Here is a 26,633-nt window from a genome sequence, read left to right on the forward strand (position 1 = left end):
AGACCCACTGTGGGTCTCGTTTATAATCATACTATTACTCAGTGATTGTAGAAACAACGCCTGAACCAACAGTACGTCCGCCTTCACGAATAGAGAAACGAGTTCCTTCTTCGATAGCGATTGTAGAGATAAGTTCTACGTTCATTTCAGTGTTATCTCCAGGCATAACCATTTCTACGCCTTCTGGAAGATGGATGATACCAGTTACGTCAGTTGTACGGAAGTAGAACTGAGGACGGTAGTTAGAGAAGAATGGAGTATGACGTCCACCCTCTTCTTTAGAAAGAACGTAAACTTCAGCTTTGAATTTGCTGTGTGGAGTGATTGTACCTGGTTTAGCAAGTACTTGACCACGTTGGATTTCTTCACGAGATACACCACGAAGAAGGGCACCAATGTTGTCACCAGCTTCAGCGTAATCAAGAAGCTTACGGAACATTTCAACACCTGTAACAGTTGTTTTCTTGTTTTCTTCTTGAAGACCGATGATTTCAACTTCGTCACCGACTTTAACTTGTCCGCGTTCTACACGTCCAGTTGCAACTGTACCACGACCAGTGATTGAGAATACGTCCTCAACTGGCATCATGAATGGTTTTTCAGTGTCACGCTCTGGAGTTGGGATGTACTCATCAACCGCATCCATAAGTTCGAAGATTTTTGCTTCGTAATCAGCGTCACCTTCAAGAGCTTTAAGAGCAGAACCTTTGATTACTGGTACATCATCACCAGGGAAATCGTATTCGCTAAGAAGATCGCGAACTTCCATTTCAACTAGTTCAAGAAGCTCTTCGTCGTCTACCATGTCGCATTTGTTTAAGAATACAACGATGTATGGTACACCAACGTTTTTAGAAAGAAGGATGTGCTCACGAGTTTGTGGCATTGGGCCATCAGCAGCAGAAACTACAAGGATAGCTCCGTCCATTTGCGCAGCACCAGTGATCATGTTTTTAACATAGTCAGCGTGTCCTGGGCAGTCAACGTGTGCATAGTGACGAGTTTCAGTTTCGTACTCAACGTGTGCAGTAGAGATTGTGATACCGCGCTCGCGTTCTTCTGGTGCACCATCAATTTGATCGTACGCCATAGCTGTACCTTTACCAGATTTCTTATGAAGTACTGTTGTGATAGCAGCAGTTAAAGTTGTTTTACCATGGTCAACGTGTCCAATTGTACCAATATTGGCATGTGATTTGGAACGGTCGAATTTTTCTTTAGCCATTCTAAAATCCTCCTTAAGAGCTTTTAATTAGTAATGTATAGAGTGATAGGAAGTGAAAGAAAGCTTTCACTTCCTCATCTTACAATAGTAGTTATACTTGAGTTAAGAGGCAAAATCAATTATTCGCCTTTATTTTTTTTGATAATTTCTTCAGAAACGCTCTTCGGCACTTCTTCGTAGTGATCCATGAACATAGTGAACGTACCGCGACCTTGCGTATTAGAACGAAGGGCAGTAGCGTAACCGAACATTTCAGCAAGAGGAACCATAGCGCGAACAACTTGAGCGTTACCGCGTGCTTCCATACCTTCTACGCGTCCGCGACGTGAAGTAATATCACCCATGATATCTCCCATGTATTCTTCTGGAATAACCACTTCTACTTTCATGATAGGCTCAAGAAGAACTGGGTTACATTTGCTGACTGCATTTTTCAATGCCATAGAAGCAGCAACTTTAAATGCCATTTCGTTTGAGTCAACATCATGGTAAGAACCATCGAAAAGTTTTGCTTTAATGTCGATAAGCGGGAAGCCTGCTAGTACACCATTTTCAAGTGCATCTTCCAGACCTGCTTGAACAGCTGGGATGTATTCACGTGGAACTACCCCACCGACAATCGCATTTTCAAATTCAAAGCCAGCGCCTTCTTCGTTTGGTTCAAATTCGATCCAAACGTGTCCGAACTGACCGCGTCCACCAGACTGACGTACGAATTTACCTTCAACTTTTGCACCGGTACGGAATGTTTCACGGTACGCAACCTGAGGAGCACCAACATTGGCTTCTACTTTAAATTCGCGTTTCATACGGTCAACAATGATATCAAGGTGAAGTTCACCCATACCAGAGATGATCGTTTGGCCAGTTTCTGGGTTTGTTTGAGTACGGAATGTAGGATCTTCTTCAGCAAGTTTCGCTAAAGCGATACCCATTTTATCTTGGTCAGCTTTTGATTTAGGCTCAATAGCAACGTCGATAACTGGTTCTGGGAATTCCATTGATTCAAGGATAACAAGATCCTTCTCATCACAAAGAGTATCTCCAGTTGTTGTATCTTTTAGACCTACAGCAGCTGCGATATCCCCTGCGTATACAGTAGCGATTTCTTCACGGCTGTTAGCGTGCATTTGAAGGATACGTCCAACACGCTCACGTTTGCCTTTAGTAGAGTTTTTCACGTATGAACCGGAATCAAGAGTTCCAGAGTACACACGGAAGAACGTCAACTTACCAACGTAAGGGTCAGTCATAACTTTAAATGCTAATGCAGAGAATGGCTCTTCATCAGAAGAATGGCGCTCAATCTCTTCATTTGTGTCAGGACGTGTACCTTTGATTGCAGCAACGTCAGTTGGTGCAGGAAGGTAGTCAAGAACAGCATCAAGTACTAGTTGAACACCTTTGTTTTTGAAGGCAGAACCAACAAGAACAGGGTAGAATTCAACATTTAATGTACCTTTACGGATACCTGCTTTTAACTCGTCAATAGTGATTTCTTCACCCTCGAGGTATTTATCCATAAGCTCTTCATCAAGTTCACAAACAGCTTCAATGAGGCTGTTGCGAAGCTCTTCAGCTTGCTCTTTGTACTCTTCAGGGATTTCTTTCGCATCAGAACGAGTTCCGAGGTCATCTTCGTAGAAATACGCAACGTTTTCTACAAGGTCGATGATACCTTCGAAGTTGTCTTCAGCACCGATCGGCAATTGAATTGCATGAGCGTTTGCTTGAAGACGGTCTCTTAAAGTTCCTACAGAGTAAAGGAAGTCTGCACCGATTTTGTCCATTTTGTTAACAAAAACGATACGCGGTACTCCGTAAGTTGTTGCCTGACGCCAAACAGTTTCTGTTTGAGGCTCAACGCCTGATTGCGCGTCAAGTACAGCAACAGCACCATCAAGTACACGAAGAGAACGTTCAACTTCAACTGTGAAGTCTACGTGTCCTGGAGTATCGATGATGTTTACGCGGTATCCTTTCCACTGTGCAGTTGTCGCAGCGGAAGTGATTGTGATACCACGTTCTTGTTCCTGCTCCATCCAGTCCATTTGTGAAGCTCCTTCATGAGTTTCACCAATTTTGTGGATACGACCAGTATAGAACAAGATACGTTCTGTAGTAGTCGTTTTACCGGCATCAATGTGAGCCATGATCCCGATATTACGAGTTTTGTCTAAGGAGAACTCTCTTGCCATTGGGTAATTTCTCCTTCCTTATTGGGAAATTGTGTTTTTTAGTATATAAATCCTACCAACGATAGTGAGCAAATGCTTTGTTTGCTTCAGCCATCTTATGAGTATCTTCACGTTTCTTAACAGCAGCACCAGTGTTGTTAGCTGCGTCAAGGATTTCGTTAGCTAAACGCTCTTCCATCGTTTTTTCTCCGCGAAGACGAGCGTAGTTTACTAACCAGCGAAGCCCAAGAGTCGTACGACGTTCAGGACGAACTTCTACAGGAACTTGGTAGTTCGCACCACCTACACGGCGTGCTTTTACTTCAAGTACAGGCATGATGTTTTTCAATGCTTGTTCGAAAACCTCCATTGCATCATTGCCAGTACGTTCTTTAATGATATCGAATGACTTGTATAGGATTGTTTGAGACTTACCTTTTTTACCATCGATCATCATTTTGTTAATTAGACGAGATACAAGCTTAGAGTTGTAAATCGGATCAGGTAAAACGTCTCTTTTTGCTACAGGACCTTTACGTGGCATCTGAATATCCTCCCTTCATCAATTATGCGTATTTTCGTTTATTATTTTGCTTTAGGCTTTTTCGTACCGTATTTAGAACGGCCTTGTGCACGGTTTTCAACTCCAGCAGTGTCAAGCGCACCACGAACGATGTGGTAACGTACCCCTGGTAAGTCTTTTACACGTCCGCCACGGATAAGTACAACACTGTGCTCTTGCAGGTTGTGACCGATACCAGGAATGTAAGCAGTAACCTCGATTCCGTTAGTTAAACGAACACGAGCATATTTACGAAGTGCTGAGTTCGGTTTTTTCGGTGTCATTGTACCAACACGAGTACATACCCCGCGTTTTTGTGGAGAAGATACGTTAGTGTGCTCTTTTTTAAAGCTGTTGTATCCTTTGTTAAGTGCAGGAGACTTTGAGTTTTCTACTTTACTCACGCGTCCTTTGCGAATTAGCTGATTAATTGTAGGCATGAATTTTTCCTCCCTTCATTACGTTTTATAACCCACATACCCAGGTGGTTCATCAAAAGGCAAAAAACAATGTCTTCACACAAGAATAATTCTTACGCAAAAACAAAAGTACGTTATAAAATAATGGCAACAGCGGCTGCTCCTACCTCAATTCCGCAGGCTTTGCCGAGCTTTTTCATGGATTCAACCATTGAGACAGAGATACCTTGATCTTTCGCAAGTGAAACAACACTTGACGTGAGTATCGGATCTGCGTCTTTTGCAACGACTACTTCCTTTACTGAACCTCGTTTTAGAGCTTTCACTGTTTGCTTCGTACCAATAATAATTGATTTGGCCTGTGATACTTTATCATAAGACATAAACATATCCTCCAAAGTAACAGGTTTATTTCGAGCACCTTGGTTATATTATCATTCTAGGAGACGAATGTCAACAAGGTATGACATTTTTTAGTTTTGTTCTTCTCATAGAGTGATTTTTTATTAAATATTGCTGAAAGACTGTTTGGGCAGTCTTTCAGCAACATTAAATCAGTTATTCAACCGGAACCATGTCTTCAGTCGGCTGAACATTTGAAACTGGTTTTACTTTACGGTATTGCATCATACCTGTACCAGCTGGAACAAGCTTACCGATGATAACATTCTCTTTCAAGCCAAGAAGCTCATCACGCTTACCTTTGATCGCTGCGTCTGTAAGGACACGTGTTGTTTCCTGGAAGGAAGCAGCAGATAAGAATGAATCAGTTTCAAGAGATGCTTTTGTAATACCGAGCAAGACAGGACGGCCTGTAGCAGGACGATTGCCTTCAAGCAATACCTTTTTGTTCGCTTCAGTAAATTGGTGAATATCAAGCAATGTACCTGGAAGTACATCAGTGTCACCGGCGTCAATTACGCGGACTTTGCGAAGCATCTGGCGAACCATTACTTCTACGTGTTTATCACCGATTTCAACACCCTGCATACGGTAAACCTTTTGAACCTCATGGAGAAGATACTCTTGAACAGTAGTCAGGTCAGTCACTTTAAGAAGCTCTTTCGGATCGATTGAACCTTCTGTCAGTACTTGGCCTCGAGTAATTTTATCTCCTTCCGCTACTTTCAGGCGGGAGTTATAAGGTGCCGTATAAGAACGTGTTTCCACTGCGCCTTGAACCACAATTTCCTGTTGCTTATCACGAACTTCATTGATCTCAACGACTGTACCGTCGATTTCTGTAATTGTTGCCTGACCTTTTGGATTACGCGCTTCGAAAAGCTCTTGGATACGCGGAAGACCCTGTGTGATATCGTCTCCGGCAACCCCGCCTGTATGGAATGTACGCATTGTTAACTGTGTACCAGGCTCACCGATTGATTGGGCAGCAATGATACCGACTGCTTCACCGACTTCAACATCGGAGCCAGTTGCAAGATTTCGGCCATAGCATCGTTTACATACACCATGAGGCGTATTACATGTGAAGGCAGAACGGATCCACACTTCTTCAATACCGGCTTCTACAATCTCCAGTGCTTTATCTTCATCGATCAGTTCGTTTTCATTTACAAGCACTTCACCTGTTTCAGGGTGCTTCACTTGTTTTCGTGCAAAACGGCCGATTAAGCGTTCTTCTAAGCGCTCAATTGTTTCAGTTCCTTCTTTAAGAGGCTTAGCAAGGATGCCTCGGTCAGTTCCGCAATCAGTTTCACGGATGATAACATCCTGCGCAACGTCAACGAGACGGCGTGTAAGGTAACCTGAATCAGCAGTTTTAAGGGCGGTATCGGCAAGACCTTTACGCGCACCGTGAGTGGAGATAAAGTACTCCAATACTGTCAGACCTTCACGGAAACTTGATTTGATCGGTAATTCAATGATACGTCCAGCCGGGTTGGCCATCAGGCCGCGCATTCCGGCAAGCTGCGTAAAGTTAGACGCGTTACCACGGGCACCGGAGTCACTCATCATGTAGATCGGGTTGAGCTCATCAAGTGATTTCATCAGTTTGCCTTGGATAACGTCTTTTGCAGCACTCCAGATAGAGATAACTCTCTCATAGCGTTCTTCTTCAGTGATTAGACCACGTCGGAATTGCTTCATGACGTTATCAACTTTGCTTTGCGCTTCCTCAAGAATTTCTTGTTTATCATCGAGTACGACGATGTCAGAAACCCCAACTGTAATACCAGCTTTTGTTGAATATTTGAAACCTAGGTTTTTCATGCGGTCAAGCATTTTAGACGTTTCCGTGATATGGAATCGTTTAAAGATTTCCGCGATGATTTTACCCAGAATACCTTTTTTAAACGGTGCATTGATTGGCTGCTGTTCAATGACAGCTTTTACATCGGCACCTTTTTCTAAGAAGAAACGGTCAGGTGTTTTCTCTTCAATGTTGCTCTTCGTTGGTTCATTCATGTAAGGGAATGATTCCGGAAGAATTTCATTGAAGACAAGCTTACCAACAGTTGTAATTAACAATTTTGAGCGCTGTTCTTCGGTAAATGTCACATTCTTAAGGGAGTTAGCTGCAACAGCTACTCTCGTATGAAGATGCACATATCCGTTTTGATAAGCAAGAAGCGCTTCGTCTGTATTCTTGAAGACCATACCTTCACCGACAGCACCGGCACGCTCAAGTGTCAGGTAATAGTTACCCAATACCATATCCTGAGACGGTGTTACAACCGGTTTACCATCTTTAGGGTTCAAGATGTTTTGAGCAGCAAGCATCAAGATGCGTGCTTCAGCTTGAGCTTCAGCAGATAATGGTACGTGAACCGCCATTTGGTCACCGTCAAAGTCAGCGTTGTAAGCTGTACATACGAGCGGGTGAAGACGGATTGCGCGTCCTTCAACAAGTGTTGGTTCAAACGCTTGGATACCTAATCTGTGAAGTGTAGGGGCACGGTTCAGAAGTACCGGATGCTCCTTAATAACTGATTCCAGTACATCCCATACTTCAGGCTGTACGCGCTCAATTTTACGTTTCGCACTCTTAATGTTGTGAGCAAGACCTTTTTCAACAAGCTCCTTCATAACGAAAGGTTTGAAAAGTTCAAGCGCCATTTCCTTCGGTAATCCGCATTGGTACATTTTCAAATGAGGACCAACAACGATTACAGAACGTCCGGAGTAATCGACACGTTTACCAAGAAGGTTTTGACGGAAACGGCCTTGCTTCCCTTTCAACATGTGAGAAAGAGATTTTAACGGTCTGTTACCAGGACCTGTTACAGGACGTCCGCGGCGGCCGTTGTCAATTAAAGCATCGACAGCCTCTTGGAGCATACGCTTTTCGTTTTGAACAATGATGCTAGGCGCACCAAGGTCCAAAAGGCGTTTCAAACGATTGTTACGGTTGATGACACGACGATAAAGATCATTCAAATCAGAAGTCGCAAAACGTCCGCCATCTAGCTGAACCATCGGTCTAAGCTCAGGAGGAATAACAGGAAGCACATCAAGGATCATCCAAGAAGGCTTGTTTCCTGAGTTACGGAAGGCTTCTAAAACTTCAAGACGTTTGATCGCACGAGTACGGCGCTGTCCTTGTGAAGTTTTTAGCTCTTCTTTTAACATATCAACTTCTTTTACAAGATCGATATCTTGAAGAAGTTTATGAATCGCTTCTGCACCCATAGACGCTTGGAACTTATTACCGTATTTATCAAGATAAGCACGGTATTCTTTTTCAGACAGAAGCTGTTTCTTTTCAAGCGGTGTGTTTGCCGGATCAGTTACAACGTAAGAAGCAAAGTAAATGACTTCTTCTAAAGCACGAGGTGACATATCCAGCACAAGACCCATACGGCTTGGAATACCTTTGAAATACCAAATGTGGGAAACTGGGGCAGCCAGTTCAATGTGCCCCATTCTCTCACGACGGACTTTTGCCCGTGTTACTTCGACTCCGCAGCGGTCACAAACTACGCCTTTATAACGAACTCGCTTGTACTTCCCGCAATGACATTCCCAGTCCTTAGTCGGTCCGAAAATGCGTTCGCAGAATAGACCGTCCTTTTCAGGTTTTAACGTACGATAGTTTATCGTTTCAGGCTTTTTCACTTCACCAAAAGACCATGAACGGATTTTATCCGGTGAAGCAAGACCGATGTTCATATACTCAAAATTGTTCACATCTAGCAAGGGGCCTACCTCCCTTTTTATCTTCGGATTAAACCGATGTCACTTGCCTTTATAACTAGAGATTATTCTTTCGTTACTACATCTCGTTCAACGTCTGCAGATGCTGTTTCTTGCGGCTCTTCATCACCTGATAATGCCAGGCCGTCAGCTTGTTTCGCATCTTCTTCGTCTTCTAAATCTCTCATTTCTATTTCTTCTTCATCACCAGAAAGGATTTTGACATCCATACCTAAGCTTTGAAGTTCTTTGATTAATACTTTGAATGATTCCGGAACACCCGGTTCAGGAACATTGTCGCCTTTAACGATGGCTTCGTATGTTTTCACACGTCCAACCACGTCATCAGACTTCACAGTCAGAATTTCTTGAAGAGTGTAAGCCGCACCGTAAGCTTCAAGTGCCCATACCTCCATCTCACCGAAACGCTGCCCTCCAAATTGCGCTTTACCGCCAAGAGGCTGCTGCGTAACAAGTGAGTAAGGACCTGTAGAACGTGCATGAAGTTTATCGTCAACCATGTGAGCCAGTTTGATCATGTACATGATACCGACAGATACGCGGTTATCAAATGGCTCTCCAGTACGTCCGTCGTAAAGCACAGTTTTGGCGTCACGAGACATGCCGGCTTCTTCAAGCGTTTCCCAAACATCCTCTTCTCGCGCTCCATCAAATACAGGAGATGCAATGTGAATGCCGAGGTAACGAGCGGCCATACCCATATGAAGCTCCAATACCTGCCCGATGTTCATACGTGATGGTACGCCCAGCGGGTTAAGCATGATATCAATTGGTGTGCCGTCAGGAAGGTAAGGCATATCCTCTTCAGGAAGAATCTTAGAGATAACACCTTTGTTACCGTGACGACCGGCCATTTTATCCCCTTCAGAAATCTTACGTTTCTGAACGATATATACGCGTACCAACTGGTTAACACCTGGAGGAAGTTCGTCTCCATCTTCACGGTTGAAGACTTTAACGTCATGGATAATTCCACCGCCGCCGTGAGGCACACGAAGTGAAGTATCACGAACCTCGCGGGCTTTTTCACCAAAGATGGCGTGAAGCAGGCGTTCTTCAGCAGTCAGTTCAGTTACGCCTTTAGGCGTTACTTTACCAACAAGAAGATCTCCGTCTTTTACTTCTGCCCCAATACGGATGATTCCGCGGTCATCAAGATTGCGAAGCGCATCTTCACCGACGTTTGGAATATCGCGAGTGATTTCTTCAGGTCCAAGTTTCGTATCACGTGCTTCTGATTCATATTCTTCGATGTGGATAGATGTATAAACATCATCCTTCACAAGGCGTTCACTCATGATGATGGCATCCTCATAGTTGTAGCCATCCCATGTCATGAAGCCGACCATTACGTTACGGCCAAGTGCAAGTTCACCAAGCTCCATAGAAGGACCGTCAGCAAGGATTTCTCCTTTTACCACTTCATCGCCGACACTTACGATCGGACGCTGGTTGTAGCACGTACCTTGGTTAGAGCGGACAAATTTCAGCAGGCTGTATTTATCCAGGTTTCCTTTTACTTTTTGACCGTCGACTTCTTCATAACGGCGAACCCATACGTTTTTCGCTTCTACGCGTTCAACGATACCAGGGTGTTTACAAATAACAGCGGCACCAGAGTCTTTACCTGATACGTATTCCATACCAGTTCCAACGAATGGCGCTTCCGGCTGCATCAAAGGCACAGCCTGACGCTGCATGTTCGCTCCCATGAGGGCACGGTTGGAGTCATCGTTTTCTAGGAACGGGATACATGCTGTCGCAGCAGAAACAACCTGCTTAGGCGATACATCCATGTAGTCTACACGGTTTCTGGAAACAACGGTGTTCTCCCCGCGGAAACGGGCTACGATGCTGTCATCAATAAATGCGCCTTCGTCATCAAGACGAGCGTTCGCTTGAGCGACAACATAGTTATCCTCTTCATCAGCAGTTAAGTAATCGATTCTGCCCGTTACCTTCCCTGTTTCAGGATCAACGCGGCGATATGGCGTTTCGATAAAGCCAAAACGGTTTACTTTTGCATATGATGAAAGTGAGTTGATCAAACCGATATTCGGACCCTCAGGTGTCTCAATCGGACACATACGGCCATAGTGGGAGTAGTGAACGTCACGTACTTCCATTCCGGCACGCTCACGTGTCAATCCGCCCGGTCCTAATGCTGACAGACGGCGCTTATGCGTTAATTCAGCAAGCGGGTTCGTCTGGTCCATGAATTGAGAAAGCTGAGAGCTTCCAAAGAACTCTTTAATGGACGCAATAACAGGACGAATATTGATCAGCTGCTGAGGTGTAATTGTATTCGTATCTTGAATTGACATTCTCTCACGAACCACACGCTCCATACGGCTTAAACCGATACGGAATTGGTTTTGGAGAAGCTCACCTACAGAACGCAAACGGCGGTTTCCAAGATGATCGATATCATCTGTGTCGCCTACTCCGTGCAGCAAGTTGAAGAAGTAGCTGATGGAAGAAATAATATCAGCAGGCGTAATGTTTTTAATCTCTTCTTCAATGTAAGCATTGCCGATTACATTAATAACCTGTTCTCCTTCTTGATCAGTCGGAGCAAAGATTTTAATCGATTGAAGAGTTACTTCATCTTCAACAACACCGCCATTCGGATACAGCTTTCTGAAACCGATTCCGTTTTCTAAGTATGGCAGTACTTTATCTAGTGTTCTTCTATCAAGAATCTGACCTTTTTCAGCCAGGATTTCTCCTGTTTCAGGGTCAACAAGCGTTTCAGCAAGTCTCTGATTAAAGAGGCGATTCTTAATATGAAGTTTTTTATTAATTTTATAGCGTCCTACATTGGCAAGATCGTATCGTTTCGGATCAAAGAAACGAGAATCAAGCAAGCTTTTCGCATTTTCTACTGTAGGCGGTTCTCCAGGACGGAGACGTTCGTAAATTTCAAGCAGCGCTTTGTCGCTGTTTTCCGTGTTATCTTTATCAAGCGTATTTCGCAGGTATTCGTTCTCTCCTACGAGATCAAGAATCTCTTGATCGGAACCGAAGCCGAGAGCACGCAAAAGAACCGTAACCGGCAACTTACGTGTGCGATCAATGCGGACATAAACAACATCTTTCGCATCAGTTTCGTATTCTAACCATGCGCCACGGTTTGGAATGACAGTTGCGGTAAAACCTTTTTTACCGTTTTTGTCTACTTTACCACTGAAATATACACTTGGAGACCGAACAAGCTGGGAAACGATAACGCGTTCCGCACCGTTAATGATAAAAGTACCTGTATCTGTCATAATCGGGAAATCACCCATGAAGACATCTTGGTCTTTTACCTCTCCAGTTTCTTTGTTAATTAAACGAACCTTCACTCTTAGCGGAGCTGAGTAAGTCACATCACGTTCTTTTGATTCCTCTACAGGATATTTAGGATCACCTAAACTATAATCAATGAACTCAAGAGAGAGGTTACCAGTGAAATCCTCAATTGGCGATATGTCTTGAAACATCTCTCTAAGACCCTCATCAAGAAACCACTGATAAGAAGAGGTTTGAATTTCAATGAGATTTGGTAATTCTAACACTTCGCTAATGCGAGCATAGCTTCTGCGCTGGCGGTGTCGTCCATACTGAACTAGTTGACCTGTCAACTGATTCACCCCTCAAATCATGCGTATTATATGTGTAATAAGCATTTCTTTTCATAGAAAGAAAATACTTTTACAAGACAAAAGAAAAAAGGGTTTCTAATTAAGAAAACCACATCCAAAAACAAATACCGATTTTATTAGCATTTCCATACTTGTATAATTTATACATAGATATTGACAATTCATCATATCAAGCAAAATATATACATTGGCATTTTATAATATTAACATAGCTAAAATACCGAGTCAAACTTTTTTTGCTTTTATGATATAATAGCCTTTCTTTTTTTGAACGACAGAAACTTCATCGAACAGTTCCTCGAGCTTTTCAATGGCAGAAGGCGCGCCTTGCTTTTTCTGTATGACGATCCACAACTCACCTGAAGCTTTTAAGTGTTCAGCGCTTTTCTCAAAGATAGCATGGACAACTTTTTTTCCGGCTCGGATTGGGGGATTTGTAAGAATAGAAGCAAATGTTTGGGCAGAATCAACGTTTGAAAACATATCACTCTGATAAATCTTAACGTTTGTTATTCCGTTTTGTTCCGCATTTTCATTTGATAGCTCTACAGCTCTCTCATTAACGTCAATCATGTGGATGGTCCGGTCTTTAAAGTCGCTGGCCAGTGATAGACCAATCGGGCCATACCCGCAGCCTACATCCAGAATGCTGCCCTCAACTTCTGGCTCTTCAAAAGAATCAATCAGCAGACGGGATCCGAAATCAACTTCCTTTTTAGAAAAAACCCCGCTGTCGCTTGTAAACGTGAAATCTTTATTACGAAGCCTAAAAGACCAGGTTTGCTTGTTGCTTTTTACTGAAGGTTTTACTGAATAATAGTGCTCACTCATTATTAGAACCTCCTTTTGTCATGTCTTAAAGAATGGCAAAGAAAAAGCTCGCCTCATAAAAGCGAGCTTCCCCTACAGGTAAGTGAAGATTACTTAACTTCTACAGAAGCGCCAACTTCTTCAAGTTTAGCTTTAAGCTCTTCAGCTTCTTCTTTAGCAATACCTTCTTTAAGTGGTTTTGGAGTGTTGTCAACAAGTTCTTTAGCTTCTTTCAAGCCAAGACCAGTGATTTCACGTACAACTTTGATAACTTTGATTTTTTGAGAACCTGCACCAGCAAGGATAAGGTCGAATTCGCTTTGCTCTTCAGCAGCTCCGCCTGCAGCAGCTCCGCCAGCTACAGCTACAGGAGCAGCAGCAGTTACGCCAAATTCTTCTTCGATTGCTTTTACTAGGTCGTTCAATTCAAGTACAGTTGCTTCTTTAACGGAAGCAATGATTTCTTCGATATTTAAAGCCATTTGTAATTCCTCCATTTTGTTTTAATTTATGAAAAACTGATTAGATTAAGCGCCTTGTTCTTCCTTTTGTTCTGCCACAGCTTTTGCAGCAAGAGCAAAGTTGCGAACTGGAGCTTGAAGTACGCTAAGCAACATAGAAAGCAAGCCTTCGCGTGATGGAAGTTCAGCAAGAGCTTTCACTTCTTCAACAGTAGAAACTTTACCTTCGATAACGCCAGCTTTGATTTCAAGAGCTTCGTGGTTTTTAGCGAACTCATTAAGAACTTTAGCCGGAGCGACAACATCTTCAGTGCTGAATGCGATCGCGTTCGGTCCAGTTAAGAAATCATTCAAACCATTAAGCTCAGCTTGTTCAACCGCACGGCGAGTCATCGTATTTTTGTAAACTTTGAACTCAACGTTAGCTTCGCGAAGCTGTTTACGAAGTTCTGTTACTTCAGAAACGTTAAGTCCGCGATAGTCAACGATGATCGTTGATTTACTTTCTTTCAGTTTAGAAGCAATTTCTTCAACAACAACTTTTTTTGTTTCAATTGCGCTGCTCATGGTTACACCTCCTGTAGATTCTTGTGTAACACTTATACCGTTAGGTGATCACGACTGAGACGACGGATTCCATATAAAAAGCCTCCATGAGACATGGAGGCTGTATATACAAGCATACGTAACGTAATAGCTGTGATAATATACACCTCGGTAGGATCATTAAGCGGTTAGGCCCCTACTGTCTACGGTATAAATGATATTCTATTTTACAACATTTTGAATCATATCAGAATGTTGATGTCGTGTCAATATTATTTTACGTTAAAAGTTGAAGAGTCTACTTTGACACCAGGTCCCATAGTAGAAGTTACAGCAACGTTTTTCACGTAAACGCCTTTTGCTGCAGCAGGTTTAGCTTTCAGGATTGTATCGTACATTGTTGTGAAGTTCTCAACAAGTTTTTCATCCTCGAAAGAAACTTTACCGATAGGAACATGAATGTTTCCAGCTTTATCAACACGGTATTCAACTTTACCAGCTTTGATTTCGCCGATAGCTTTTTCAACTTCGAAAGTAACTGTACCAGTTTTAGGGTTTGGCATTAAACCTTTTGGTCCAAGCACACGACCGATTTTACCAACTTCACCCATCATGTCAGGTGTAGCTACGATTACATCGAAATCGAACCAGCCTTGTTGAATTTTGTTGATGTAGTCAGTATCGCCAACGAAATCTGCACCAGCAGCTTCAGCTTCTTTCGCTTTTTCGCCTTTTGCGAAAACGAGAACGCGCTGAGTTTTACCAGTTCCGTTTGGAAGCACGACTGCTCCACGGATTTGCTGGTCGTTTTTACGAGGGTCAACCCCTAGACGGAAAGCCACTTCAACTGTAGCGTCGAATTTAGCTGTGTTTGTTTTTTTAACGAGAGCTACTGCTTCAGAAACGTCGTAAGCTTTTGAACGATCTACAAGCTTAGCAGCTTCAACGTACTTTTTACCTTTTTTAGCCATTTTAAAATTTCCTCCTTATGTGGTTATAGCGGAATAACCTCCCACGAATAAGGGTTGCGAACTTGTTAAAACTCGCAACCCGACAAGAAACAAATTAATCCTCGATTACAATACCCATACTGCGGGCAGTACCTTCAACCATGCGCATTGCCGCTTCAACGTCTGCTGCGTTTAAGTCAGGCATTTTCGTTTCAGCGATTTCGCGTACTTTATCGCGCTTAACAGTTGCCACTTTATTACGGTTTGGTTCACCAGAACCAGACTCAATTCCAGCTGCTTTTTTAAGCAATACTGCAGCAGGCGGAGTTTTTGTAATAAATGTAAATGAACGGTCTTCGTAAACCGAAATTTCAACAGGAATGATTAAACCAGCTTGGTCAGCTGTACGAGCGTTAAACTCCTTACAGAATCCCATGATGTTAACACCGGCTTGACCAAGTGCAGGTCCAACTGGTGGTGCTGGGTTAGCTTTTCCAGCAGGAATTTGCAATTTTACAACTTTTACTACTTTTTTAGCCACGAGACACACCTCCTTAAGTCCGTGATGTGGTAATAGGGTAAACCCTCCCACTCAAGGTTTCATTCTTTATATGAATGACGAAATATCAAGCTAGTTGCCTTGGATAAGTCCAAGACGTACCTTTGCTATATTATCATTTATATATAGCAATTTCAAGTTTTTTCACATTACAATTTATCGATTTGGGTAAATTCCAGCTCAACCGGCGTTTCACGGCCGAACATATTAACGAAAACTTTGACCTTGCTTTTATCATAATCAATCTCTTCAATTGATCCAGTAAAGTTGGCAAAAGGCCCGTCTATCACTTTCACTGTCTCTTTCAGTTCAAAGTCAATGTCCGTTTTGCGTTCGTCCATGCCCATTCTCTTCAGAATGGTTTCCGCTTCGCCCGGAAGCAGCGGCGTCGGTTTTGAGCCAGAGCCGGCAGATCCTACGAATCCAGTAACGCCTGGCGTGTTGCGGACAACATACCAAGAGTCGTCTGTCATTACAATTTCAACAAGCACATAACCAGGGAATACTTTCTTTTTCACGACTTTTTTCTTGCCGTTTTTGATATCCGTTTCTTCTTCTTCAGGTACGACTACACGGAAAATTTTATCCTGCATCCCCATTGATTCAACACGTTTTTCCAAGTTGGCTTTTACTTTATTCTCATAACCAGAGTACGTGTGAACAACATACCAATTCTTTTCCATTCTCTTCAGGACTCTCCAGTCCTTCCCTCCCCGCATTTGGTTTTTAGTGAATGACCATAACGCTTCAAAAAATAGGCGGCAAACCTATGATAACTTTCATTTTAAGCCACAATAAAAAACCCGCTGAACGGGTTTTGGCAAGTGATATTATGATCTATTATAGCACGTATTGCTGATCATTATTCAACTATTAAACGAATTAATTGAGAAATTCCTGTGTCAAGGAGGGCAAAAAAGATAATAAAAAAGATAACTGTTGAAATCACCGTAATGGTATAACGCGTTAACTCTTTTCCTTTAGGCCAGCTTACCTTTTTCATTTCTTTCCCAACATCTTTAAAGAATTTCATAATACGCATGTAAAAGACCTCCACAATTTAAAAGCGCAAAAACTATTTTGTTTCAAGATGAGCTGTATGTGAATTGCAAGTACTGCAGTATTTCTTTACTTCTAATCGCTCAGCCGCTGATGCAGAGCTCTTCATTGTCGTATAATTACGGTTTCCGCATGTCTTGCATGCTAGCGTAATCTTTTTTCTCATGTCATTACACCTTTTTCTAAATAGACATTAGTTCTTATCTTTAGTAACATATCACAGTCAGAAAAATACTGTCAATATAACATAAATCCCTATTACAAACTGATTTCGCGAATTTCCAAGTACTTCTCCAGCTTACGTTTTACACGCTGAAGGGCATTGTCGATCGATTTCACATGCCGGTTCAGTTCATCGGAAATCTCTTGGTAACTTCTTCCGTCAAGATATAAGACGAGTACTTTTCTCTCTAAATCACTTAATAGTTCTCCCATTTTCATTTCAATGTCATCAAATTCTTCCTGATTGATGATCATTTCCTCAGGGTTTAAGGTTTTCGCTCCTGAAATGACATCAAGCAGCGTTCGGTCTGATTCTTCATCAAAAATCGGTTTATCTAATGAGACGTAGGAATTCAAAGGAATGTGTTTCTGGCGAGTAGCTGTCTTTATTGCGGTAATAATTTGGCGGGTAATACATAATTCTGCGAAAGCTTTGAAAGAGGTAAGCTTGTCCTCTTTGAAGTCACGAATAGACTTATAGAGGCCTATCATCCCTTCCTGAACAATATCTTCTCTGTCCGCTCCTATTAAAAAATAGGATCTTGCTTTTGCCCGAACAAAGTTTCGGTACTTCGTAATCAAGTAATCTAACGCATCACTGTCCCCAACATGAACCTTTTCAATGACCTGCTCGTCCTCCAACTGGCAAAACTGCTCTTTGTTGAATTTTCCCTTGTTGTTCTGTAGATTCACTCCGATCCCCCCGGCGCACGTAGATAGAAATATTATACAGTATTGGGCAAAAAAGCGTCAACTTAATCTAAGTCTCCCCGCCTCCACTTTTCAAACGTTTTCAAAACCTCTTCCGATAAAGCAATTTTACCCGCCGGCTTTTCGGAAGTGATTTTTCTTACCCGTCTCTCTATTCGCCTTTCAATCGCTTCTACCTCTCTCAAAAGCTCCCGGGCCGATTTCCGCAATGCCCCCTGTCCGAAAATCGCCCACTGCTCAGTATAGTCAGAGGTTGCAACATGAATTTGAGTCGCAATATTATTTAAAGCCTGAGCAAGCTTTTCTATCCGCTCATCAGCCGTCTCATTTTCTTTCGTAAAAATCACTTCAACTCTGTGATTGGTCTGTTTTTTCTCAAGCCCTTTTACGAGATGTGCGTCAAAAACAACAATAACCCTGTTCCCTGTATACGATTGATATTCCGCCATTTTCTGAATCAGTACGTCTCTCGCCTCTTCAAAACTGTTCGCTTTTAAATCCTTCAGCTGCGGCCAGGCTCCAATCATGTTGTATCCGTCTACTAACAGGATATCCATGGGTCTTTATTCTCCCAGAGGGTTTCGTTTCCGGTAGACTTCATACATCAAAAGACCAGCCGCGACAGATGCATTCAGTGAAGTTACCTTCCCGGCCATCGGGAGTTTAATGAGAAAATCACACTTTTCTTTAACGAGGCGGCCCATCCCTTTTCCTTCACTTCCAATGACTAAAGCCAAAGGCATATTGCCGTCCATATTGCGGTAATCCTCACGCGCGGATGCATCCGTTCCGACAACCCAGATACCCCGCTCTTTCATTTCTTCTAACGTCCGCGCCAAATTGGTGACTCTTGCTACAGGAATGTGCTCAATTGCCCCTGTTGAAGCTTTAGCCACTGTTGTTGTCAGCCCGACAGCTCTCCGCTTTGGAATCACGATGCCATGGGCGCCGACCGCATCAGCCGTTCTCATAATGGAACCGAGATTATGAGGGTCTTCAAGCTCGTCCAGAATGAGGAAGAAAGGCTGTTCATTTCTTTCTTCGGCTGCTTTATATAAATCGTCCAGTTCTGCATATTCATACGCTGCAACCTGTGCCACTACGCCTTGATGCTGCCCTGTCACCATTTGATCGAGTTTTTTTCTCGGGACATATTGAATCGTGATTCCCTGCTTTTTCGCAAGCTCAATCACCTGCTGTGCTTGTCCCTTTACGGTGTTTTCCGCCATCCACAGCTTATACAGCTTACGATCTGATTTTAACGTCTCGATCACTGCATTTTTCCCTATGACGTAATCATGTTGCTGACTCATTTGTTTTCCTCCCTGACGTTCCGAATTGTATAGCTTCGGCAACGAGCTGACTAAGTCTTTCCTCTTTTTTCTCTAGAAAAAGATAGCCAAGCAGCGCTTCAAATGCTGTACTATAGCGGTATGTCTGAACATCTGTATTTTTAGGTGTCGTTCCCGACTTCGCATTTCTGCCTCTTTTCAGCACCGCTTCCTCTTCTTCCGTAAAAAATGATTGATCCTGCAGAAAGAATAGGATCTCAGCCTGTGACTTTGCCGACACGATCCGGCTTGATTTCTTATGAAGATCATTTGGTTTGGTAAAACCCTGCTTAAGCAGGTGATGCCTTACATACACTTCAAAAATGGCATCACCTATATAAGCAAGCGCAAGACCGTTAAGCTGCTTTGAATCTTTTATCGTTTCAAAATCAAGCATCCGTTATTCTCCCCGTTTCCAGCGAGTGCCTTGAGCCGTATCTTCAAGAATGATATTCATGCTTTTCAGCTGGTCGCGGATCTGATCTGACAGTGCAAAATCGCGATTTCGGCGCGCTTCATTTCTTTTTTCGATTAAGTCTTCAATCTCTTGATCGAGAAGTTCCTGCTCGCCCAATGAAAAACCGAGGACAGATACAATGCGGTCAAACATGCCGATAAACGCCGTAATCACATGATCAGCCGTATGATCTTTCTGAAGATAATAATTGGCATGCTTCGCTAAGTCGAACAAGACAGAGATGGCATTCGCCGTATTAAAATCATCGTCCATCGCCTCTTCGAATGCTTTGCGGTGTTCTTCAACTTTCTCAAGCCATTGATCGTCATCTTCCGTTAAATTCGTACTGCTGTTCAGACGGTGCTGAAGGTTGCTGTACGCTGTTTTCAAACGATTAAATGCGCTTTTCGTATTCTCCAGAAGCTCTTCTGAATAGTTAATCGGGTGGCGATAATGAACAGATAGCATAAAGAATCTCAAAAGCTGCGGATCATGCTGTTTAATGATGTCATGCACAAGCACAAAGTTGCCCAGTGATTTTGACATTTTTTCATTATCAATATTGATATAGCCATTATGGAGCCAGTACTTCGCAAACGTTTTTCCTGTCAGTGCCTCAGATTGCGCAATTTCGTTTTCATGGTGAGGGAATGTTAAATCCTGTCCGCCCGCATGGATATCAATCTGGTCACCCAGATACTTTTTCACCATCGCTGAGCATTCAATGTGCCAGCCCGGACGGCCTTTTCCCCAAGGGCTATCCCAAGAGATTTCTCCTTCTTTCGCCGCTTTCCACAGCGCGAAATCAAGAGCATCTTCTTTTTTCTCGCCGACCCGGATGCGTGCACCTGATCTCAGTTCATCAATAGATTGCTGAGAAAGCTTTCCGTATCCTTCAAATGCTCTTGTTTTGAAATAAACGTCACCTTCTGATTCATAAGCGTATCCCTTTTTCACGAGCTGATCTACGAATTCGATAATCGCATCCATGTTTTCCATCACTCGCGGATGAAGGTCGGCTTTTCGGCAGCCGAGCGCACCTACATCTTCAAAGTATGCTTTAATAAAACGCTCTGAAATGGTAGGTACGTCCTCACCGAGTTCATTTGCCGCTTTAATTAATTTATCGTCTACGTCTGTAAAGTTAGAGACATACTGCACATCATAGCCTTTATACTCCAGATAGTTTCGAACCGTATCGTATACGATAGCCGGACGAGCGTTTCCGATGTGAATGTAATTGTAAACCGTCGGTCCGCACACGTACATTTTCACTTTTCCCTCTTCAAGAGGAACGAATGTTTCCTTCTGTCTAGTCAATGTATTATAAAGAGTGATTGTCATTTTTGATTGATCCTTTCTTTTCTGTCTTCAAGTTCTGCCTTCAGCTCTAAAATCTGGTGTTCCAAAGACTTAAAGCGATCAGCAACCGGATCGGGCAAATCCTGATGGTTTAAATCGCGTCTTACTTTCTTGCCATTTTGTACAACGACCCGTCCAGGGATGCCGACAACTGTTGAAAAATCAGGAACATCGTGCAGCACGACTGAACCAGCTCCAATCTTTGAGCCTTCACCGACAGTAATTGAACCGAGCACTTTAGCACCTGTGGCTATCAATGCGTCATCTTTAATCGTTGGGTGCCTTTTTCCCTTTTCTTTCCCCGTTCCCCCGAGGGTAACCCCCTGAAAAACGGTTACGTTATTGCCGATTTCACATGTCTCCCCAATGACAACCCCCATACCGTGGTCTATGAAAAATCTTCTCCCGATAGTAGCGCCGGGGTGGATTTCGATCCCGGTAAAAAATCGGCTTACCTGAGATATAAGGCGTGCAAGGAAATAAAATTTTCGTTTATATAAAGCATGTGCAATCCGATGCGCCCATATAGCATGTAAACCGGAATAAGTTAAAATCACTTCAAAATAGCTTCTTGCTGCAGGATCTTGATCGAACACTGTATCAATGTCTTCTTTGAGCATTCTAAAAAACACATGCTTCCCCCCACTTCTCTATCTGATTTCCTCTTCACCCAATAAAAAAAGCGCCTCTGCATGAAAACATGACAGAGACGCTTTAACCGCGCGGTTCCACTCTGTTTGAAAAGCAGACTTCTGCTCTCCCAACTTCAGCCTGTAACGGCGGCGGCCGCCTTTGAATACTGATTTCGAAAAATGTTCTTCAAAGGTCTTAAGGGCGCACTTCTAAAACCCGGCTCATGGATCTCTCTCAGCCAATGAAGATCCTTTCTGTAAAGGCCTAAAGCTCTATACTCTTCCCTGTCAACAATCATTTATTTAGATATTTTTTAAACGCTGAATTGCAGTTTCTTTACCGATCAATTCAATTGATTGCGGCAGTTCCGGACCGTGAGTTTGCCCTGTTACGGCAACACGAATCGGCATAAACAGTTTTTTCCCTTTATGGCCAGTTTCTTTCTGCACTGCTTTGATTGATGCTTTGATGTTATCCGGAGTGAACTCCTCAAGCTCTTCAAGCTTCGCAGCGAATGTGCTGAGCACTTCAGGAACCTGTTCCTCTTCCAGAACAGCTTTTGCTTCTTGATTATACTCGATCTCATCCGTAAAGAACAAATCAGTCAACTCAACAATTTCCGCACCGTAGCTTAATTGCTCATGATACAGGGAAATCAGTTTACGAACCCATTCTTGTTCTTCAGCAGAAAGCTCAGCGCCAACTTTGCCGGCTTTTTGCAAATGCGGAAGCGTCAGTTCAATAACCTGATCAAGATCCAGCTTCTTCACGTATTGATTGTTAACCCATTTTAGCTTATGCATATCAAACAAAGCTGGTGATTTAGATAAACGGTTTACATCAAAAATGTCAATAAACTGTTCTTTTGTGAATAGCTCTTCTTCCCCAACCGGTGACCAGCCAAGCAGGCCGATAAAGTTGAACAGCGCTTCCGGCAAGTAGCCAAGCTCTTTATACTGCTCGATGAATTGAATAATGGACTCATCGCGTTTGCTGAGCTTTTTACGGCTTTCATTTACGATCAGCGTCATGTGTCCGAACTGAGGAATATCCCATCCGAATGCTTGATAAATCATAATCTGTTTCGGTGTGTTAGAAATATGATCCTCACCGCGCAGCACGTGTGTCATTTTCATTAAATAGTCATCAATAGCTACTGCGAAGTTGTAAGTCGGCGTTCCGTCCTTTTTCACAATAACAAAGTCGCCAATGCCATCTGATTCGAAAGAAATTTCGCCTTTTACGATATCGTTGAAGGCAATGACTTTTCCTTCCGGCACGCGGAAACGAATACTTGGCTTTCTGCCTTCAGCAATAAATTTTTCCTGTTCTTCCTGAGACAGATTTCTGTGTTTTCCGGAATAACGCGGCATTTCTCCGCGGGCTATCTGTTCTTCACGCTCTTTTTCAAGCTCTTCTTCCGTACAGTAACATTTATAAGCAAGCCCTTTTTCAAGAAGCTCTTCATAGTACACTTTATAGATATCGTTACGCTCTGACTGACGGTATGGGCCGTACTCACCGCCGACATCCACACTCTCATCCCAGTCAATACCAAGCCATCTCAAATAATTCAGCTGGCTTTGTTCTCCGCCCTCAATATTGCGCTTTTTATCAGTGTCCTCAACACGAATAATAAACTTACCACCTTGATTGCGGGCAAATAAATAATTAAAAAGCGCCGTTCTGGCATTTCCAATATGCAAATGTCCGGTTGGACTCGGTGCATAACGGACGCGTACTTCGTTTCCCATTTTCAAATACTTCCTTTCATGTCATGTATGGCCTCAGGCAAAAATGTATGAATCTATTCTACCACCAAATAGACCCAGCATCAAAGCAAGTTAGCCTTTTTGTATCAGTACTGTCGCTTGAGCCGCTATTCCTTCCGCTCGGCCTGTAAATCCAAGCTTTTCTGTTGTTGTTGCTTTTACATTTACTTGAGAAACGTCCGCCTCAAGCCCTTCAGCGATTCTTTGTCTCATATCTTCTATGTACGGCAGCATCTTTGGCTTCTGTGCAATGATGGTGCAGTCAATGTTTCCAAGAACATACCCCTTCTGTTTCACGATCCCCCAGACATGCTGAAGTAATTTGAAAGAATCTGCGTCCTTGAACTCGGGATCAGTATCAGGAAAATGCTTGCCGATGTCGCCTTCTCCAACAGCTCCGAGGCAGGCGTCAGCGACTGTATGCAGCAATACGTCTGCATCAGAATGGCCGAGCAGCCCTTTTTCATACGGGATTTCAATTCCGCCAATAATAAGAGGGCGCCCCTCCACTAATTGATGTACATCAAATCCTTGTCCAATTCTAAACATGATTATTCCTACTTTCTGATTCCATGATAGCTTCAGCTGACGTTAAATCGTCTGGCGTCGTCAGCTTAATATTTGTATAGCTGCCTTCTACAACGCGGACCGAACCGCCTTCCATTTCTTCAACGAGGCTGGCGTCATCCGTCCCTAAAAATCCCTTATACTCCGCCTCAGCGTGGGCCTTCATCAATAAAGAAAGACGAAAAGCTTGTGGCGTTTGGACAGCCCACAAGCTTGAACGTTCAATCGTCTCACTGACTTGTAAATCTTGAACGCGTTTAATCGTATCTTTTACCGGGACAGCGAGGATGGCCGCTCCTGTCTGTTCCGCTTCAGCGATCAGTTCGTCAATTTGTTCATGCTTTATAAAAGGCCGGGCGCCGTCGTGAACAAGGACTATCTTTTCTTGTTTCACGGCTTTCAGCCCTTTATAAACACTGTGCTGACGCTCATCTCCGCCTGCCACAAGCTCAATAGCGGTTTGAAACGGATAATCGGCCAGCAATTGCTGAAAGTGCTCCCGCTCGCGCTCATTAATCACCAAAATGATTTTTTCGCACGGCCGGTGGCTGTCAAACACTCTTAACGTGTGAATGATCACCGGGTCTCCTTTCAGCTCAATGAACAGTTTATTTCTCCCTGCCTTCATCCGTTTTCCCTGTCCGGCTGCAGGAATCACCACATCATAACTCATTGTTTTTCTCCCTTTACAGCGCCTTCTCCAACAGCTTGGGCTTAGCAAAAATCATTCGTCCCGCTGCTGTTTGCAGCACACTTGTAACGAGTACATCAATATGCTTGCCGATATAATTGCGTCCTTCTTCAACAACAATCATCGTACCGTCATCCAAGTAGGCAACTCCCTGATTATGCTCTTTCCCGTCCTTAATGACCTGAACATTCATTTCCTCGCCAGGAAGCACAACAGGCTTGACCGCATTGGCAAGGTCATTAATGTTTAGTACTGCTACCTTCTGAAGCTCGCATACTTTATTTAAATTAAAATCATTCGTCACGACGACCCCGGATGTCAGCTTAGCGAGTTTGACGAGCTTGCTGTCAACCTCCTGAATATCTTCAAAGTCGCCTTCATAAATTTCAACTTCAATGTCTAATTCTTTCTGAATGCGGTTCAGGATATCGAGACCGCGTCGTCCTCTGTTTCGTTTTAAAACATCTGAAGAATCAGCAATATGCTGCAATTCCTCAAGGACAAACTGCGGAATCACGATAACTCCCTCTAAAAACCCAGTCTGACAAATATCTGCTATTCTCCCATCAATAATAACACTTGTGTCCAAAATTTTCAGCTTCTTGTCCTGAACCTCATGTTCTTCATCGGCTGTTCCTTTTTTCTTTTGCATTCTGGCGGAAATAGAAAACAGGCTGATCAATTCATCCTTTTTCTTAAAGCCCACCTGGAAACCGAGATAACCAAGGAAGAACGCTAAAAACACAGGGATGATTGTGCTGAATATGCGGTAAGGTATATTGTCTAAAGGAATAACATTTACGATAAGATAAGCGATTATAAGTCCAAAAACCAGGCCAAGACTTCCAAATAACAAATCTGGAACCGGCGCTTTTAACAATGAATCCTCTATCCACTTCACCCAGTTCACAACGTATTCTGTACCCCATATACTGATGAGAAAAAAGATAATTGCTCCTATTGCCGCAGACGTATATGCGTTTGTTATTAAAGGTATGTCCTGTATACTTAACAGTACAAACAATTCAGGTATTAAAAATATACCAACAACGCCGCCAAAGATAATGAAGAACGCCTGAACTATTCGTTTTAACATACCCCCACCTCCTTTTTTAACATTTTATTTTACAAAGTTTTATGCATCCTACGAATATCAGAATAAACAAAAACCAACATTAATATACCCGTATTCATAAGGTTTTAACCGAAATCACAGCTGTCTGTCTAAATAATGCTTCTCTTGCAGGCGTTTTAATCCTTTTTTGATTTTTTGGGCTCGTACTTCACCGATTCCCTCAACTTCATCTAATTCTTCTGCACTCGCCTCAATAATCCTTGGTAGGACTCCAAATGCTTCTACAACATTTTCAACAATCGGCATCGGAAGACGCGGTATCTTATTTAACAGCCTGTATCCTCTAGGCAATACATAATCGTCAAGATTTGTAGAAGCCGGATAACCGAGCAGCTTATACACAATGGAATCATCCAGCAGATCATAACTAGACATATCCTGCAGCTCTTTCAAGAGAACAAACGGATCTTTAATCTTTTCTTTCACATAATCCTTAATAAATAAAGCAGCCTCTTCTTCCATATCCGTAATCAATTCAATGACTTGCAGCTTAATCAGATGTCCTTCTGTCCCCAGCTCTTTGATATACATGTTGATTTCGTTTTTGATTCTCAGCACCATTTCATAACGATGCATGACAGACAAGACATCACTGAAGGTAACAAGCTCCTCAAACTCTAATGCATTCAGTGCGTTAATCGTTTTGTCGAGGATTGTCTTATATTTTTCAAGTGTTTGTATAGCTTGGTTCGCTTTGGTTAAAATAAATCCTATGTCTTTTAGTGTATACTTCATGTTTTCCTGATATAACGTTATAACATTTCTTCTTTCAGAAATAGCGATCACGAGGCAGCCAGTTTGCTTAGCTACTCTTTCGGCAGTACGGTGCCGCATTCCTGTTTCTGACGAAGAAATTGTGGCATCTGGCATCAGCTGAGTATTGGCGTAGAGGATCTTTTGACCTGAATCACTTAAAATGATTGCTCCATCCATTTTAGCCAGCTCATATAAATGAGCCGGAGAAAAAGCCGTGTTTATGTGAAAGCCGCCGTCCACCACTTCTTTTACTTTATCATTATATCCAACAACAATCAGACCGCCTGTATTTGCTCTCAAGACGTTTTCCATCCCTGCTCTGAGCGGTGTACCCGGAGCAACAAACTGCAATATAGATGACAGGTCTAACTCTTGTTTCGCCCCTTTTTTCTCTTTTTCCATCTA

Annotated in this window: 26 protein-coding genes and 2 other annotated features; all 26 genes read right to left on the reverse strand. The window is 42.8% G+C overall.

Annotation, left to right across the window (positions count from 1 at the left end; genetic code table 11):
* Positions 1–34: 34 nt before the first annotated feature.
* Positions 35–1,225, reverse strand: coding sequence for an elongation factor Tu (tuf, locus tag AC0DBE_RS20565; RefSeq protein ID WP_003225787.1), 1,191 nt, complete (start codon positions 1,223–1,225; stop codon positions 35–37).
* Positions 1,226–1,344: 119 nt separating this feature from the next.
* Positions 1,345–3,423: an elongation factor G gene (gene fusA / locus AC0DBE_RS20570; protein ID WP_041520830.1), complete on the reverse strand. Its 2,079-nt coding sequence runs from the start codon at positions 3,421–3,423 to the stop codon at positions 1,345–1,347.
* 52 nt (positions 3,424–3,475) lie between these two features.
* Positions 3,476–3,946 carry a 30S ribosomal protein S7 gene (gene rpsG, locus AC0DBE_RS20575; protein ID WP_003225784.1) on the reverse strand — a complete coding sequence of 157 codons (471 nt, stop codon included), beginning with the start codon at positions 3,944–3,946 and terminating at the stop codon, positions 3,476–3,478.
* 41 nt (positions 3,947–3,987) lie between these two features.
* A complete protein-coding gene (rpsL, locus tag AC0DBE_RS20580) occupies positions 3,988–4,404 on the reverse strand; it encodes a 30S ribosomal protein S12 (RefSeq protein ID WP_003225781.1) in 417 nt (138 codons plus the stop codon).
* Between the two features lie 113 nt (positions 4,405–4,517).
* Positions 4,518–4,766: a 50S ribosomal protein L7ae-like protein gene (locus AC0DBE_RS20585; protein WP_472963590.1), complete on the reverse strand. Its 249-nt coding sequence runs from the start codon at positions 4,764–4,766 to the stop codon at positions 4,518–4,520.
* Between the two features lie 175 nt (positions 4,767–4,941).
* Complete coding sequence (gene rpoC, locus AC0DBE_RS20590) at positions 4,942–8,541, reverse strand: DNA-directed RNA polymerase subunit beta' (protein WP_014112343.1); 3,600 nt, start codon at positions 8,539–8,541, stop codon at positions 4,942–4,944.
* A gap of 62 nt (positions 8,542–8,603) precedes the next feature.
* A complete protein-coding gene (gene rpoB, locus AC0DBE_RS20595) occupies positions 8,604–12,185 on the reverse strand; it encodes a DNA-directed RNA polymerase subunit beta (RefSeq protein ID WP_014112342.1) in 3,582 nt (1,193 codons plus the stop codon).
* Positions 12,186–12,431: 246 nt separating this feature from the next.
* Positions 12,432–13,037, reverse strand: a complete 606-nt coding sequence (locus AC0DBE_RS20600) for a class I SAM-dependent methyltransferase (protein WP_472963593.1) — start codon at positions 13,035–13,037, stop codon at positions 12,432–12,434.
* Between the two features lie 89 nt (positions 13,038–13,126).
* Positions 13,127–13,498, reverse strand: a complete 372-nt coding sequence (rplL, locus tag AC0DBE_RS20605) for a 50S ribosomal protein L7/L12 (protein ID WP_003156436.1) — start codon at positions 13,496–13,498, stop codon at positions 13,127–13,129.
* A gap of 45 nt (positions 13,499–13,543) precedes the next feature.
* Positions 13,544–14,044: a 50S ribosomal protein L10 gene (gene rplJ, locus AC0DBE_RS20610; RefSeq protein WP_003242020.1), complete on the reverse strand. Its 501-nt coding sequence runs from the start codon at positions 14,042–14,044 to the stop codon at positions 13,544–13,546.
* A gap of 65 nt (positions 14,045–14,109) precedes the next feature.
* Positions 14,110–14,250 (reverse strand) — a sequence feature (ribosomal protein L10 leader region).
* A 45-nt stretch (positions 14,251–14,295) separates the two neighbouring features.
* Positions 14,296–14,994, reverse strand: a complete 699-nt coding sequence (rplA, locus tag AC0DBE_RS20615) for a 50S ribosomal protein L1 (protein ID WP_003235040.1) — start codon at positions 14,992–14,994, stop codon at positions 14,296–14,298.
* Between the two features lie 94 nt (positions 14,995–15,088).
* The gene (gene rplK / locus AC0DBE_RS20620; RefSeq protein WP_003156430.1) at positions 15,089–15,514 is read right to left on the reverse strand and encodes a 50S ribosomal protein L11; all 426 of its coding nucleotides are present in this window, start codon (positions 15,512–15,514) and stop codon (positions 15,089–15,091) included.
* A gap of 167 nt (positions 15,515–15,681) precedes the next feature.
* Complete coding sequence (gene nusG / locus AC0DBE_RS20625; RefSeq protein WP_003225764.1) at positions 15,682–16,215, reverse strand: transcription termination/antitermination protein NusG; 534 nt, start codon at positions 16,213–16,215, stop codon at positions 15,682–15,684.
* Between the two features lie 179 nt (positions 16,216–16,394).
* Positions 16,395–16,574 (reverse strand): preprotein translocase subunit SecE, encoded by a 180-nt coding sequence (gene secE / locus AC0DBE_RS20630; RefSeq protein ID WP_072182892.1) that lies wholly within the window; start codon positions 16,572–16,574, stop codon positions 16,395–16,397.
* A gap of 33 nt (positions 16,575–16,607) precedes the next feature.
* Entirely contained in the window at positions 16,608–16,757 is a 150-nt protein-coding gene (gene rpmG / locus AC0DBE_RS20635; RefSeq protein ID WP_003156421.1) for a 50S ribosomal protein L33, read from the reverse strand.
* Between the two features lie 92 nt (positions 16,758–16,849).
* A complete protein-coding gene (gene sigH, locus AC0DBE_RS20640; protein ID WP_003225758.1) occupies positions 16,850–17,506 on the reverse strand; it encodes an RNA polymerase sporulation sigma factor SigH in 657 nt (218 codons plus the stop codon).
* Positions 17,507–17,568: 62 nt separating this feature from the next.
* Positions 17,569–18,081: a ribosome-dependent mRNA decay endonuclease Rae1/YacP gene (gene rae1, locus AC0DBE_RS20645; RefSeq protein WP_003225756.1), complete on the reverse strand. Its 513-nt coding sequence runs from the start codon at positions 18,079–18,081 to the stop codon at positions 17,569–17,571.
* Between the two features lie 6 nt (positions 18,082–18,087).
* Positions 18,088–18,837: a 23S rRNA (guanosine(2251)-2'-O)-methyltransferase RlmB gene (rlmB, locus tag AC0DBE_RS20650; protein ID WP_003225755.1), complete on the reverse strand. Its 750-nt coding sequence runs from the start codon at positions 18,835–18,837 to the stop codon at positions 18,088–18,090.
* Positions 18,821–19,252, reverse strand: coding sequence for a mini-ribonuclease 3 (locus AC0DBE_RS20655; RefSeq protein WP_003242030.1), 432 nt, complete (start codon positions 19,250–19,252; stop codon positions 18,821–18,823). The genes rlmB and AC0DBE_RS20655 overlap by 17 nt, the downstream gene beginning before the upstream one ends.
* 3 nt (positions 19,253–19,255) lie before the next feature.
* Positions 19,256–20,656: a cysteine--tRNA ligase gene (cysS, locus tag AC0DBE_RS20660; protein ID WP_014112339.1), complete on the reverse strand. Its 1,401-nt coding sequence runs from the start codon at positions 20,654–20,656 to the stop codon at positions 19,256–19,258.
* The gene (gene cysE, locus AC0DBE_RS20665) at positions 20,653–21,306 is read right to left on the reverse strand and encodes a serine O-acetyltransferase (protein ID WP_014112338.1); all 654 of its coding nucleotides are present in this window, start codon (positions 21,304–21,306) and stop codon (positions 20,653–20,655) included. The genes cysS and cysE overlap by 4 nt, the downstream gene beginning before the upstream one ends.
* Before the next feature lie 70 nt (positions 21,307–21,376).
* Positions 21,377–21,607 (reverse strand) — a binding site (T-box leader).
* A gap of 2 nt (positions 21,608–21,609) precedes the next feature.
* Positions 21,610–23,061 (reverse strand): glutamate--tRNA ligase, encoded by a 1,452-nt coding sequence (gltX, locus tag AC0DBE_RS20670; protein WP_061188090.1) that lies wholly within the window; start codon positions 23,059–23,061, stop codon positions 21,610–21,612.
* A 90-nt stretch (positions 23,062–23,151) separates the two neighbouring features.
* Complete coding sequence (ispF, locus tag AC0DBE_RS20675) at positions 23,152–23,628, reverse strand: 2-C-methyl-D-erythritol 2,4-cyclodiphosphate synthase (protein WP_072182890.1); 477 nt, start codon at positions 23,626–23,628, stop codon at positions 23,152–23,154.
* Positions 23,621–24,319, reverse strand: a complete 699-nt coding sequence (gene ispD / locus AC0DBE_RS20680) for a 2-C-methyl-D-erythritol 4-phosphate cytidylyltransferase (protein WP_014112333.1) — start codon at positions 24,317–24,319, stop codon at positions 23,621–23,623. The genes ispF and ispD overlap by 8 nt, the downstream gene beginning before the upstream one ends.
* 13 nt (positions 24,320–24,332) lie before the next feature.
* A complete protein-coding gene (locus AC0DBE_RS20685; protein ID WP_014112332.1) occupies positions 24,333–25,433 on the reverse strand; it encodes a PIN/TRAM domain-containing protein in 1,101 nt (366 codons plus the stop codon).
* A 114-nt stretch (positions 25,434–25,547) separates the two neighbouring features.
* The gene (gene disA, locus AC0DBE_RS20690) at positions 25,548–26,630 is read right to left on the reverse strand and encodes a DNA integrity scanning diadenylate cyclase DisA (RefSeq protein ID WP_014112331.1); all 1,083 of its coding nucleotides are present in this window, start codon (positions 26,628–26,630) and stop codon (positions 25,548–25,550) included.
* Positions 26,631–26,633 lie beyond the last annotated feature (3 nt).

The sequence above is a fragment of the Bacillus sp. VA15 genome (assembly GCF_055721145.1).

Excerpts from the sequence above, each read along its gene's own strand:
- gltX (WP_061188090.1), bottom strand. The coding sequence starts at position 23,061 with ATGGGAAACGAAGTACGCGTCCGTTATGCACCGAGTCCAACCGGACAT.
- rpsG (WP_003225784.1), bottom strand. The coding sequence starts at position 3,946 with ATGCCACGTAAAGGTCCTGTAGCAAAAAGAGACGTTTTACCTGATCCG.
- rplA (WP_003235040.1), bottom strand. The coding sequence starts at position 14,994 with ATGGCTAAAAAAGGTAAAAAGTACGTTGAAGCTGCTAAGCTTGTAGAT.
- disA (WP_014112331.1), bottom strand. The coding sequence starts at position 26,630 with ATGGAAAAAGAGAAAAAAGGGGCGAAACAAGAGTTAGACCTGTCATCT.
- rlmB (WP_003225755.1), bottom strand. The coding sequence starts at position 18,837 with ATGAGTCAGCAACATGATTACGTCATAGGGAAAAATGCAGTGATCGAG.
- tuf (WP_003225787.1), bottom strand. The coding sequence starts at position 1,225 with ATGGCTAAAGAAAAATTCGACCGTTCCAAATCACATGCCAATATTGGT.
- AC0DBE_RS20585 (WP_472963590.1), bottom strand. The coding sequence starts at position 4,766 with ATGTCTTATGATAAAGTATCACAGGCCAAATCAATTATTATTGGTACG.
- rplJ (WP_003242020.1), bottom strand. The coding sequence starts at position 14,044 with ATGAGCAGCGCAATTGAAACAAAAAAAGTTGTTGTTGAAGAAATTGCT.
- AC0DBE_RS20655 (WP_003242030.1), bottom strand. The coding sequence starts at position 19,252 with ATGCTTGATTTTGAAACGATAAAAGATTCAAAGCAGCTTAACGGTCTT.
- rpmG (WP_003156421.1), bottom strand. The coding sequence starts at position 16,757 with ATGAGAAAAAAGATTACGCTAGCATGCAAGACATGCGGAAACCGTAAT.
- ispD (WP_014112333.1), bottom strand. The coding sequence starts at position 24,319 with ATGAGTTATGATGTGGTGATTCCTGCAGCCGGACAGGGAAAACGGATG.
- rpsL (WP_003225781.1), bottom strand. The coding sequence starts at position 4,404 with ATGCCTACAATTAATCAGCTAATTCGCAAAGGACGCGTGAGTAAAGTA.
- rplL (WP_003156436.1), bottom strand. The coding sequence starts at position 13,498 with ATGGCTTTAAATATCGAAGAAATCATTGCTTCCGTTAAAGAAGCAACT.
- AC0DBE_RS20600 (WP_472963593.1), bottom strand. The coding sequence starts at position 13,037 with ATGAGTGAGCACTATTATTCAGTAAAACCTTCAGTAAAAAGCAACAAG.
- ispF (WP_072182890.1), bottom strand. The coding sequence starts at position 23,628 with ATGTTTAGAATTGGACAAGGATTTGATGTACATCAATTAGTGGAGGGG.
- secE (WP_072182892.1), bottom strand. The coding sequence starts at position 16,574 with ATGCGTATTATGAAATTCTTTAAAGATGTTGGGAAAGAAATGAAAAAG.
- cysS (WP_014112339.1), bottom strand. The coding sequence starts at position 20,656 with ATGACAATCACTCTTTATAATACATTGACTAGACAGAAGGAAACATTC.
- AC0DBE_RS20685 (WP_014112332.1), bottom strand. The coding sequence starts at position 25,433 with ATGTTAAAACGAATAGTTCAGGCGTTCTTCATTATCTTTGGCGGCGTT.
- fusA (WP_041520830.1), bottom strand. The coding sequence starts at position 3,423 with ATGGCAAGAGAGTTCTCCTTAGACAAAACTCGTAATATCGGGATCATG.
- rae1 (WP_003225756.1), bottom strand. The coding sequence starts at position 18,081 with ATGGATATCCTGTTAGTAGACGGATACAACATGATTGGAGCCTGGCCG.
- nusG (WP_003225764.1), bottom strand. The coding sequence starts at position 16,215 with ATGGAAAAGAATTGGTATGTTGTTCACACGTACTCTGGTTATGAGAAT.